Origin of the sequence: Aquabacterium sp. (assembly GCF_049274795.1) — a bacterium.
In the GTDB taxonomy this organism is placed as follows: Bacteria; Pseudomonadota; Gammaproteobacteria; order Burkholderiales; family Burkholderiaceae_C; genus Aquabacterium.
In genome coordinates, this window is record NZ_JBASTH010000017.1 from 41,156 (window position 1) to 52,907 (window position 11,752).

The following is an 11,752-nucleotide window of genomic DNA, read 5'->3' on the forward strand; positions in this document are numbered from 1 at the left end:
CTCCTTCAGGCAGAGGCAAACCCATTGTGCGCCGCTGCCGCCTGTATGCGCCAGCGGGCGGGCATCACCCCTGGCGCGACATGGCGAGCACTTCGTCCTCGTCGTCCACCTCGGGGCAGCGCACCAGCGGGGCCTCGGGCGCGGGCTTGCTGGGGAAGGCATGGCGCAGGATGCGCCACAGCACCTGGCCGTACTGCTTCCAGAACGGACCATTGTTGTAGTGCACGCCATAGCGGGCGCAGATGTCCTTCACCTCGGGGGCCATCTCCACGTAGCGGTTGGCCGGCAGATCCGGGAACAGGTGGTGCTCGATCTGGTGGCTCAGGTTGCCCGACATCAGGTTGAGCAGGCGGCCACCGGCCAGGTTGGACGAGCCGCGCACCTGGCGCAGGTACCAGTGGGCGCGCGATTCGTTCTTGAGTACGCTCTTGGGGAAGGTCTCGGCATCGGCGGTGAAGTGGCCGCAGAAGATGATCGAGAAGGTCCACACATTGCGCACCAGGTTGGCCACGATGTTGCCCAGCAGCACCGGCAGAAAGAAGGGGCCGGCCAGTAGCGGGAAGATCACGTAATCCTTGATGATCTGGCGGCGCATCTTCTTGCCCACGGGCTTGAAGGCACGCGCCATCTCGCCCGGCTTCATCTTGCCGGCGAACCAGCGGCCCAGGCGCAGATCCTGGATGGCCACGCCCCACTCGAACAGCAGCGCGAAGATCACCGCGATGACAGGCTGGGCCAGGAAGAATGGCCGCCAGCGCTGCTCGGGGAAGATGCGCAGCAGGCCGTAGCCGATGTCATCGTCCATGCCGCGCACATTGGTGTAGGTGTGGTGGCTGAAGTTGTGCGTCTTGCGCCAGTTGTCGCTGGTACCGACGATGTCCCACTCGTAGGTCTTGCCATTGAGCGTGGGGTCGTTCATCCAGTCGTACTGGCCGTGCATCACGTTGTGGGCCAGCTCCATGTTCTCCAGGATCTTGGCCAGCGACAGCAGCACCGTGCCCAGGATCCACGCGGGCGGGAACATGCCCGCGAACAGCAGCGCGCGGCCAGCCACCTCCAGGTAGCGCACGCCCTTGACGACGCGGCGGATGTAGCGGGCATCTTCATCGCCGATCTTGGCGACGGTGCGGGCGCGCAGGGCGTCGATCTCGTCGCCAAAGGCTTGCAGTTCGGTGGGTGAGAGGGCGCGGCTGAGCGGTGTGGTGATGGGGTGGCTGAGCGTGGCGGTGGTCATGATCGATAACGGTCAGAGGTTCAGCGTGATGTCGGAGGCGGGGCGGCTGACGCACAGGCGCAAGGCGCTGTCGTGGCCGTGGTGCATGTCGCCGGTGTTCATGTCCTGGGTGCTGCCGTCCTGTTTGGGGCACACGCAGGTGCGGCACACGCCGATGCGGCAACCGAAAGCGGGGCGCAGGCCCTGGGCTTCCAGCGCGGTCAGCAGGGATTGGCCAGCCGGGACTTCCAGCGTGCGTTGCGACAAGGCCAGGTGCACGGCCACCGTGCCCGTGAGCGGGGCGACCGTGGTGAGCGCCGGCGGCGTGAAGGCCTCGGCCTGGAAGGCACGGGCGCTGCCCGCCACGCGGCGTGCGGTATCGACAAAGCCGGAGGGGCCGCAGGCATACACCTGGCGCTCGGACAGATCAGGCACCAGCGAGGCCAGGCGCGCCTCGGACAGGCGGCCCTGCAGTTCGTTGTCACGCAACTGGGGTTCGCGGGTCAGCACGAAGTGCACCTTGAAGCGCCCGTTGCGCATGGCCAGCTCACGCAGCTCATCTGCGAAGCAGAACTCCGCACGGGTACGGGCCCAGTAGACCAGGGTCAGGCCCGTGGGCATGTCGGCCTCGGCCCAGGCACGCACCAGGCTCATCAGGGGCGTGATGCCGCTGCCGGCGGCCAGGAAGAGCCAGGGTGCCTGTTCAACTCGCTCAGTGGTGGCGCGCGTCGGCCAGGTCATCTCGCCGAAGGCCGGGCCCAGGGTCAGCACCTCGCCCACACGGGCGCGGCGCGTGAGGTATTCGCTGACCACGCCGCCTTCGACACGACGCACGGTGATGGCGATGCGGCCATCACGCCGGGGGATGCCGCTCAGGCTGTAGCTGCGCTGCACCCAGCGGCCGTCCACCTGCACGCCCACGTTCAGGTGCTGGCCAGGCGCAAAACCCTGCCAGTGGCGGTTGGGCTGGATCAGCAGGGTGACGGCCTCGTGCGCGGCCTCCTGCCGGGCCACGATGCGGCCCAGGGGGCGGTCCCAGGACCAGCCCGGGCGCACCAGGCCGGCCCAGAAGTCGAACACTTCGGGGCTCACCAGGGGTTGAAGCAGCCGGCGCCACAGACCAGGGCGCCGCGACGCGGCAAGGGTAGCGGTGGTCATGAGGCGCAGTATAACGACCACAACACAAATGTCTATACACTTGTGCATTAATTGATTTGGCTATGATGGGCATTTCCCCGCTGCGTCGCGCCTCACGCCCTCTCAGCACACCCTCAGCGCCTTTCAGCAGCGCCCTCACGGTGAAGCCGTCCTTGACATGACCACCACGATCACCGCCCCCGGCCTCCCGCTCGACCCCGCGCCTGTCGCTGTCAGCGGCCATGGCACGCCGGGCCGCAAGGCCGTGATCTCGCGCGACGACATCATCCAGGCCGCGCTCAAGCTGGTCGGGCCGCACCGCAGCGTGTCCACCCTGAGCCTGCGCGAGGTGGCCCGGGAGGCGGGCATCGCCCCCAACAGCTTCTACCGGCAGTTCCGCGACATGGACGAGCTGGCCGTGGCCCTGATCGACCTGGCCGGGCGCTCGCTGCGGCAGATCATCGGCGAGGCCCGCCACCGCGCCACGGCCAACCGCAGCGTGGTGCGCAGTTCAGTGGAGGCCTTCATGGAGCAGCTTCGCGCGGACGACAAGCTGCTGCACATCCTGCTGCGCGAAGGCGCCGTGGGCTCGCCGGCCTTCAAGGCCGCGGTCGAGCGCGAGCTGACCTTCTTCGAAGACGAATTGCGCGTGGACCTGATCCGCCTGGCCCAGGCCAATGGCACCGGGCTGGTCGAGCCGGGCCTCACGGCCAAGGCGATCACGCGGCTGGTGTTCGCGATGGGCGCCACGGCCATGGACCTGCCGCCCGAGAAGGACGCCGAGTTCACCGCTCAGCTCGAAGTGATGGTGCGCATGATCGTGGTCGGCACGCAGACCCTGGCGGCCGATACGCCACCGCCGGCGGCCTGACGGGCTGGCCCCGTCCCTGCCCTCACCTGGCGTGAGGTGGCCGGGGCTTTAAAGCCTCCTCAGAACCAGTGCGGACGGCGCACCGGCAGGTCGATGCGCTCATGCTCGCCGGGCACGTCGGCGAAACGTTTCGCATCCCAATCCTGCGCGGCCTGGGCCACGCGCTCCTTGCGGCTGGACACGAAGTTCCACCAGATGAAGCGGTCGCCTTCGAACGGCTCGCCACCGATCACCACGAAGCGCAGTTCCCCATCCGTGTCGTTGCGAATCTGCGCGGCGCCATCGACCACGGCCATGGTGTGCGAAGGCAGCGGCGCGCCGTTGATGGTGAGCGGGCGATCCACGCCATAGACGGCCATCTCGGTGGCCAACGCGGGCAGGTCCAGCGTGCGGCCGGGCTCCAGGCGAATGTCCAGGTAGAGCGTGTCGGAGTTGGGCCTCACCGGCGAGGTCGCGCCCCAGGCGCTGCCCACCAGCACGCGCACGTGCGCGCCGTCCAGCGGCACCTCGGGGATCTGTTCGCTGCCAGTGTGCGCGAAGCTGGGCTCGGTCTCTTCCTGATCAGCCGGCAGGGCCACCCACAGTTGCAGGCCGTGCGAGGCACGCGGCACGGTGCGCAGGTCATCGGGCGTGCGCTCGGAATGCACGATGCCGCGGCCCGCGCTCATCCAGTTGATGGCGCCGGGTTCGATGCGCTGCACCGAGCCCAGGCTGTCGCGGTGCATCATCGCGCCCTCGAACAGGTAGGTCACGGTGGCCAGGCCAATGTGCGGGTGCGGGCGCACATCGGTGTTGGCCTCGGGCGGGTGCATCACCGGGCCGAAGTGGTCGAAGAAGATGAAGGGGCCGACGCGCTGGCGCTTGCCCGAAGGCAGCAGGCGGTGCACGATGAAGCCGCCGCCCAGGTCGGATTCGTGGCCGGTCAGCAGCAGGGTGTCGCCCTCACTGCTCATGGCGCCACCTCGGTGCCGGGCGGCTCATCGCCCAGGGCGGTGCTGATCTCGGTGGTGACCGAGGTCATCAGCTTGTGCACGGGGCACTTGGCGGCCACGTTGAGCAGTTCCTGGCGCTGCGCGTCGGTGAGATCGCCACCCAGGCGCAGCGTGGTGTTCAGGCGGTAGATGCCCTGGCGTTCCTGGCTGGCATCGCGCGACACGGTCACCTCGATGTCCTGCAGCGGCAGGTTCTTGCGACGGGCGTACCAGAGCACCGTCAGAGCCTTGCACGCGCCCAGTGACGAGTCGTACAGGTCATGGGGATCCGGGCCACTGCCCTCGCCACCGGCCGCCACGTCCATGTCGGTGGGGACGAGGTGGTCGCGCACATGGATGATGTGGCGCATCAGCGCGCCGGGGTCTTTGCGCACGGAGATGTGCATGCGGGCCTCTCAGCAATGGGGACAACGATGAACATCATCATCGCCCAAAACAGGCCCGCCTGCCTCCGCCTTTCAGGAGAGTCCGAGGCTTTCGGGAAACCGGACTCTCCTGGCCGCCTCAGCGGGCTGCGCCCGGCCAATCACGCGGAGCCGCGCCCTCGTAGACCACGCCATCGCAGGGCGTCGGGAAGACGGCGCCAGGCGGCTTGTCCAGCGCTTCCAGATAGCAAGGCTGCATGCCGCCCACGAAGGCGGGGAAATGCATCATCCCGTACTCGCGCGGCGTGAAACCGAAGTCGGCGCCGAAAGCCGAGGTGAGCGCGCCGAAGTTCATGCGCAGCGGCTTGCCCTGGGCCTGCAACACGCGGTCCACCTCGAAGCACAGGCGTACGTGCGGGCCATCGGCCAGGCCCAACTCGCGGGCCAGGGCCATGGTGGGCGCGATGCGCTCATCGTCCGAAGCCAGCGGGCGGCCGTAGCCGGCCAGGCGCTTGCCGGCGCGCAGGTGCTCGTCGATGGCCTGCTCCACGGTGGCGCCGGCCAGCATGCGTTGATGCGCCCAGCGGAAGAAGGACAGCGCGCGGTACTCGTTGCGGCGGCCGTAGATGGTGGCCTCGGACACCGCCTGCGCCGCGCTGATGGCCAGGTTGGGTGTGCTGCGCGTGGTGCCCGCCAGCGCAGCCACCCGGTTGTTCCAGATGCGCGCATCGGGGTAGCTGGTCCACACCCACATGGTCTCGATCACACGGGCCTGGTCACGCGTGATGCGCCGGCCGGTGATGCCGAAGGCGCACAGCTCGACCCAGGTCAGGTTGCGCACGGTCGGGTCCTGGTGCAGGTCATGGCCACGGAACACGGCGCGGCTGCCCGGGAAGGCACCGCCCACGCGCGTGCGCAGCACGCCCACATGGGCCTGCAGGGGATGGGGGTGGCTCATGGCAGGCTCTCCAGGGTCGGGCCGCGCCGGGCCGGGTCGTCTTCCAGCTCGATCGGGTAGAAGGGGAAGTTCTTGTAGCTGGTGCCTTCCTGCTCCAGCACATGAGCGGCCGCGCCCGGCAGGCGCAGCAACAGGAACAGCATCTCGGCCTGTGCGGGCAGGAAGCCCAGGTCGGCCAGCGCGGCGGCAGCCACGCCGGTCATGGCCAGCGGTGAGCGCGCAGCCTCTTCCAGCGTCACACAATTGGCCTGCAGCCAGGACAGGCGAGGGCCCTGGCTCTCGCGGGCCAGAGCTTCCAGGGCCTGGCGCACGATCAGCGGCGTGGACACGCCATTCACATCGAAGCCAGCAGCGTGCTCGGGCGTGGGCCAGGTGTCCTCGATGGGCTCGGGGCGCGTGGCGATGCGCTCGCGCCATGCCTTGAGGTCACAGCCGCAATCGAGCCAGTCGCGCACGGCCAAGAACACCTCGCGCGCGCCACCGCTCTGCCCTGCCCCGACGGCCAGCGCGGCCATCAGGCTGGAGGCAGCGGGCGAGCCACCGATGCCGCCGCCCATCGCGGCATGCACGGAGGGATCACGCGGGCCGGCATTGGCCATGGCCACGGCCAGCATGTCCATCATGCGGGCCTGCCAGGGCTGCGGCGCCTCGCCACGGAACAGCAGATAGACCATGTCGGCCCAGCCGGCGCGGCCCAGCATGGCACCGTACACGTCGTAGCCATGGCAGCGCGCCATCTGCGTCGCGAAGGGATTGTCGGGTTCCGGCGTTTCCTGCCAGATGCGGGTATGGATGGGTGAGACGCTCATGGTCGTGGTCCTGCCGGGTCAGCCTGGGGTTGCATTCAATCCTGGATGGAATCCAGCGTCTGCATGCGCAGGCTCATCGGCGGCACTTCCTCGCCGTCGATGCGGATGTCGAGCAGCGTGGGGCCCTTGCGCTTGAGGATGGTGTCCATGTCCAGCTTGGCGAAGTCTTCCGGTGATTCGATCACATGGCCGGCGATGCCCATGGCCTCGGCCATGGCCGCGTAGTTGATCTGCGGCAGCTCGAAGGCCACCTGCTCGGCACCCGCCAGGCGTTGGCCGTGCTTGACCATGCCCAGTGCCGCGTCGTTGAGGATCACGAAGACCACGTTCAGGCCTTCCTGCGCAGCCACGGTGATCTCCTGGCCGTTCATCAGATAGCTGCCATCGCCGGTGATGCACACCACCGGGCAATCAGGCTTGCCGCGGGCGACGCCCACCGCCGCACCGATGGCCCAGCCCATGGGCGCGAAGTCCATCAGCACGCGCAGCCAGCCGGCGTGGTCATGGCGGCGCTCGCCACGGCGATTCCCGGCGCCAGCCGGGCCCGAGGGCACCAGGCCCATGCGGCGGTTGCGCAGTTCCAGGTAGTGGATGGCCCAGGCCGTGCTGTTGCCCGCATCGGCCACGAAGCGCGTGGTGGGCGGAAAGCGCTGCGACAGCTCGGTCATCAGGCGCTGCGGCTTGATGGGCGTCTCGGGCGCCATCACCTTGTGCGGCTCGTTCAGATGCACCTTGTCGGCCGCATTGGCCGCGATGCGCACCTGGCCCACCTCGGCGGCGCCCCAGGCATCGCCCCAGTTGGCCTGCTCGATGTGCATCATGTCCAGCAGGCGCTCGAACACCGTGCGAATGCGGCCACGCACGTGCTGGCGCGCCATGGGCGAGCGCAGCAGGTGCTCATCCGTGGCATCGATGTGCACCATGCGCTGGTTGAGCACGCTGTCGCTCCAGGCGGCGCTGGTCCACTCGCCCAGGCTGGTGCCCACGGCCAGCACCAGATCCACGTTGTCGCGCAATGCCTTCTGCGCCGACACATGGCCGGCAAAGCCGAACACGCCGCGGTACAGCGGGTGGTGCGGGTGCACCAGGCCCTTGGCATCCGGCGTGGTCACGAAGCTCGAATCGGTCAGCTCCGCAAAATGCATCAGCGCATCGATGGCCTCGCCGCAGCCGCCACCGATGATCAGCACGGTCTTGCTGCTCTGGCGCACCAGCTGGCACAGGCCTCGCACCGCGTCCTCGTCGATCATCGAGGGCTTGGCCATCAGGGCCTTCAGGCTCGCGGGCGACAGGCGTTGCTCGATCTGCGTGCGCAGCAGGTCCACGGGGATGGACAGGTGCACCGGGCCATGCGGCAACTGCGATGCACGCATCAGCGCATTGACCAGCTTGTTCTCCAACTGGTCCGCATGCGAGACCAGCGTGCTGTAGCGCGTGCAGTGGCGGAACATGCCCACGGTGTTCACGCCCGTACAGGCCGACTCCTGCAGCGCACGCTTGCCGAACAGGGGCAGCGAAGGCTGGCCGGTGATGGCCAGCATCGGCACGCTGTTGTCGTAGGCGCAGGCCACGCCGGTCAACAGGTTGGTGGCGCCGGGGCCGGAGGTGGCCACGCACACGCCCAGACGCCCGGTTTCACGCGCATAGCCATCGGCCATGAAGGCCGCACCGGCTTCGTGGCGCGCCAGCACGGGCTTGGGGCCACCGCGCCGCGAACTCACGGCCAGCGCGTTGTACAGGGGCTCGACCGCACCACCTGGCACGCCGAACACATACTCCACCCCGATGGCTTCGAGGTAGGAGACGATGAGGGTCGCGGCCTCGGTGGTCTGCGGGAGGGATGAGGGCAGGACTGGATAGTCTGCCTCGGAGGGTACTGCTGCCAATGGCTTCACGTTGCTTCTCGCAGATCAGGGGCCGCACCAACAAACAACACTCATCGCGGCCTTTGTGTAACAAAATGATGCCAACTGATGGCCGGCGCGTCATCCCCCTTCTCATGGGAGAACTGCGTGAATGCGGGGGGCAAACCCCAAAGACTCGCTAAGCTATGGGGATATGCAAGCAAGAGAGCGGGATGGAGGAGTCCGTGGTGGTAGCGTGCAGAGCGTTCTGGGTGGCCCTGCGAATGGCAATGCTGGGTCTCTGGGCGCTGCAATGGCCCGCGGCCCAGGCGGGCCCGGATGACGCCACACGGTCAATCGCTGTGGTTTACCCTGATATCGGGGAGCCGTTCCGCAGCGTCTTTACAACAATCATCAACGGGGTCGAAGACCGGGCCAAAGGCCGCGTTCTGGGGTATCCGGTCAGCGCCAACGCCAGCACGGCGGATTTGGCCGCCGAATTGCGCAGGCGCGACATCCGCACCGTGATTGCGCTGGGCCGCAACGGCATGCGTGCCACGGCCAGCCTGGACCGTTCCGCCATCAGCGTGGTGGCCGGTGGTGTGCTGTCGGTGCCCGAAGCCGAGGCCCAGAACACCACCGTGCTCAGCCTCGCACCAGATCCTGCCCTGCTGTTCGCCCGCCTCAAGAGCCTGGTGCCCACCACCCGCCGTGTACTGGTCGTCTATGACCCGCGCCAGAACGGCTGGCTCATCAAGCTCGCCCGCGAAGCGGCCAAGGCGCAAGGGCTGGAACTCGTCGCACAGGAAGCTGAAGATTTGAAGGCTGCGGTACGCCTCTACCAGAAGCTGCTGTCCTCGTCCGACGCCCGGCGCGACGCCCTGTGGCTGCCGCAGGACTCCATCACCGTCGATGAATCGGCCGTGCTGCCCCTGGTGCTGCGCGAGGCCTGGAACCAGAGCCTGCCGCTGTTCTCCAGCAGCGTGGCGCACGTCAAGCGCGGCGCGCTGTTCTCGCTGTACCCCGACAACATGGAGTTGGGCCGGGCCCTGGCCTCCACCGCCCTGACACCGTCCGGCACCGCGAGCACTCCGGCGCGTGGCCTGCACCCCCTCAAGGATGTCCTGCTGGCCGTAAACACACGCACCGCCAGCCACCTGGGCATCAACCTCACTGCGACTCCCCAACGCTTCCACCTGGTCTTCCCGGAGCCTTGAGATGACGAGCCACAGCACTCACTCCCCGCTGCCCACGGAAGACAGAAGCTCCGTCGGCATCCTACGCCGCATGACCTTCCAGCGCCAGCTCAGCATCGCCGTAGCCGCAGGCGTGGTCCTGCTGGCCCTGTTCTCATCCATCGCCAGCGCCTGGCAAGGAAGCCGCCAGATCCGCGACACGCTGATGCGCCAGGGCGCGCACATCGCCACCAGCCTGGCCGCGCAAAGTACGCTGGCCCTGCTGTACGCCTCCAGCGACAACGCCGCCGACCCCGTCAACGCGGCCTTGACCTTCCCCGATGTGCTGCGCGTCGAGATCCGCAAGGCTGATGGCGGCGTGCTGCTGGTGCGCGGGGCGGTAGGCAAGGACAGCAGCGCGAGCAACCTGCCGCTGCCGCGCCTGCACCCGCGCGAGGCCTACCTGGAGGCCGAGACCGACGACACCTGGCGCTTCGTGGCGCCGGTGTGGACCAAGCCCGCCGACACGCCCTTCGAGGTCGTGGCGCCGACGGAAGAGTTCCTGGGCTACGTGCGGGTGGTGCACAGCAAGGCCACGCTGGTGCGCATGATGGCCGACATCTTCATGGTGAACCTGGCCTGCGCCTTCTTCTTCGCCGCGCTGTTCCTGCTGGCCATCCGCTACCTCAGCCGGCGCATCTCGCGGCCCCTGAACGTGCTGTCGGCAGCCATGGCCCGTGCCGAACGCGGCGAGGCGCATGTGCGCGCCGTGGTCGATGGCCCGAAGGACATCGAGCACATGGCCCAGGCCTTCAACCGCATGATCGCCGTGCTGCAAGAGCGCGGCGACGAGCTGCAGCGCCACCGTGATCACCTGGAAGACCTGGTGCGCGAACGCACGGCCGAGCTGCGCACCGCCAAGGAGCGCGCCGAGATCGCCAACCAGGCCAAGAGCGCCTTCCTGGCCCGCATGAGCCACGAGCTGCGCACCCCGCTCAACGCCATCATGGGCTACGCACAGCTGCTCAAGATGGACAAGAGCCTGGGCGAGCGCCAGACGCAGAGCCTCAAGACCATCCACAGCAGCGGCGAGCACCTGCTGCTCCTGATCGTCGACATCCTGGACCTGTCGCAGATCGAAGCCGGCAAGACCGAGCTGCACCCGGCGCCCGCGGCCGTCTCCACCTTCCTGCAGGGCCTGTCGGACATCATCCGCATCAAGGCCGAGGAAAAGGGCCTGAACTACGTGCTCGACTGCGATGCCAATGTGCCCCCGGCCATCGACATCGACGAAAAACGCCTGCGCCAGGTGCTGCTCAACCTGCTGAGCAACTCCGTGAAGTTCACCGCCAAGGGGGCTGTGAGCCTGAGCGTGCGCCGCACCGACACGGCCCTGCACAGCACCATGGCCACCCTGCGCTTCGAGGTGCGCGACACCGGCGTGGGCATCCCCAAAGACGAACAGGCCCGCGTGTTCGAGCCCTTCGAGCAGGCCGGCGACGCCCACAGCCGCGCCGCAGGCACCGGCCTGGGCCTGGCCATCGTGCGCCAGCTGGTGCGCCTGATGGGCGGCGAAGTGCACCTGGAAAGCCAGGTCGGCCATGGCAGCCACTTCTGGTTTGAGTTGCGGGTGCACTGCCCCGCCATCGACACCCTGGCGCAACCCCAGCCATCAGCCACGGCCCCGCAAAGTGACATGACCGGCTACGAAGGGCCCCGCCGCACCATCCTGATCGTCGATGACGTCGAGATCAACCGCACCATGCTGGTGGACATCCTGCGCCCGCTGGGCTTCGACACGGTGGAGGCAGCCGATGGGCAGGAAGCCCTGGACCGCATCGGCCAGGCCCGGCCGGATCTGGTGCTGATGGACCTGGCCATGCCCGTGATGGACGGGCTGCAGGCCACCCGGGCCCTGCGCAGCCTGCAGCTCACCCACAACCTGCCCATCATCGCGCTGTCAGCCAATGCCTCCAATGCCGACCGCGATGAAGCGTTGGAAGCCGGGGCCCAGGTGTTCCTGGCCAAGCCGTTTGACCGGGCCGATCTGCTGCGGTACCTGGGCGAACAGTTGGACCTTCGCTGGACGGTGCTGCCCAGCACGGCCCGAGAGACTGAGTGAGAATTTATCCGCAAATAGCAAACTATCGCCCTGAGCCGCAGCAGACGCGGCCAAGGGCGAAGCCGTGGCGACAAAAAAGCGTGTGGATTCCTGGGTGGTCACAGATGATTTCTGGCAGCGCGTAGAGCCATTGATACCCGTGCGTGAACGACCCAGTGACAAGGCATATGTCCGTCAGCCCGGGGCGGGCCGCCCACCCAAGCCAGCGCGGCAGGTGTTTGAAGCGATTGTGTACGTGCTGCGTACAGGCTGCCAATGGAAGGCGC

General features: G+C 67.9%; 11 protein-coding genes. 4 read left to right on the forward strand and 7 right to left on the reverse strand.

All coding sequences use genetic code 11. From position 1 onward, the window contains the following. Positions 1–64: 64 nt before the first annotated feature. A complete protein-coding gene (locus WAQ08_RS02330; RefSeq protein WP_422189038.1) occupies positions 65–1,207 on the reverse strand; it encodes a fatty acid desaturase family protein in 1,143 nt (380 codons plus the stop codon). 39 nt (positions 1,208–1,246) lie between these two features. After that, entirely contained in the window at positions 1,247–2,371 is a 1,125-nt protein-coding gene (locus WAQ08_RS02335; protein ID WP_422189026.1) for a ferredoxin reductase, read from the reverse strand. 157 nt (positions 2,372–2,528) lie between these two features. Here WAQ08_RS02335 and fabR point away from each other — a divergent pair, with 157 nt between their 5' ends. Next, positions 2,529–3,221, forward strand: coding sequence for an HTH-type transcriptional repressor FabR (fabR, locus tag WAQ08_RS02340; protein WP_422189027.1), 693 nt, complete (start codon positions 2,529–2,531; stop codon positions 3,219–3,221). A 59-nt stretch (positions 3,222–3,280) separates the two neighbouring features. Here the strand turns inward: fabR and WAQ08_RS02345 are convergent, their stop codons facing one another. From WAQ08_RS02345 to WAQ08_RS02365, 5 genes are all read right to left on the reverse strand, one after another. Then, entirely contained in the window at positions 3,281–4,174 is an 894-nt protein-coding gene (locus tag WAQ08_RS02345) for a pirin family protein (protein ID WP_422189028.1), read from the reverse strand. After that, positions 4,171–4,599: an OsmC family protein gene (locus WAQ08_RS02350; RefSeq protein WP_422189029.1), complete on the reverse strand. Its 429-nt coding sequence runs from the start codon at positions 4,597–4,599 to the stop codon at positions 4,171–4,173. Before WAQ08_RS02350 ends, WAQ08_RS02345 begins: the two co-directional genes overlap by 4 nt. Before the next feature lie 118 nt (positions 4,600–4,717). Then, complete coding sequence (locus WAQ08_RS02355) at positions 4,718–5,536, reverse strand: hypothetical protein (protein ID WP_422189030.1); 819 nt, start codon at positions 5,534–5,536, stop codon at positions 4,718–4,720. Then, complete coding sequence (locus WAQ08_RS02360) at positions 5,533–6,345, reverse strand: citryl-CoA lyase (RefSeq protein WP_422189031.1); 813 nt, start codon at positions 6,343–6,345, stop codon at positions 5,533–5,535. Before WAQ08_RS02360 ends, WAQ08_RS02355 begins: the two co-directional genes overlap by 4 nt. Positions 6,346–6,380: 35 nt before the next feature. Further along, entirely contained in the window at positions 6,381–8,240 is a 1,860-nt protein-coding gene (locus tag WAQ08_RS02365) for a thiamine pyrophosphate-binding protein (RefSeq protein WP_422189032.1), read from the reverse strand. Positions 8,241–8,677: 437 nt separating this feature from the next. Here WAQ08_RS02365 and WAQ08_RS02370 point away from each other — a divergent pair, with 437 nt between their 5' ends. From WAQ08_RS02370 to WAQ08_RS02380, 3 genes are all read left to right on the forward strand, one after another. Beyond that, positions 8,678–9,406, forward strand: a complete 729-nt coding sequence (locus tag WAQ08_RS02370) for an ABC transporter substrate-binding protein (RefSeq protein WP_422189033.1) — start codon at positions 8,678–8,680, stop codon at positions 9,404–9,406. A gap of 1 nt (position 9,407) precedes the next feature. After that, positions 9,408–11,486, forward strand: a complete 2,079-nt coding sequence (locus WAQ08_RS02375) for an ATP-binding protein (RefSeq protein ID WP_422189034.1) — start codon at positions 9,408–9,410, stop codon at positions 11,484–11,486. 64 nt (positions 11,487–11,550) lie between these two features. After that, positions 11,551–11,752 (forward strand): transposase (locus tag WAQ08_RS02380; RefSeq protein WP_422189035.1); only part of this gene is annotated, 202 nt, incomplete at its 3' end.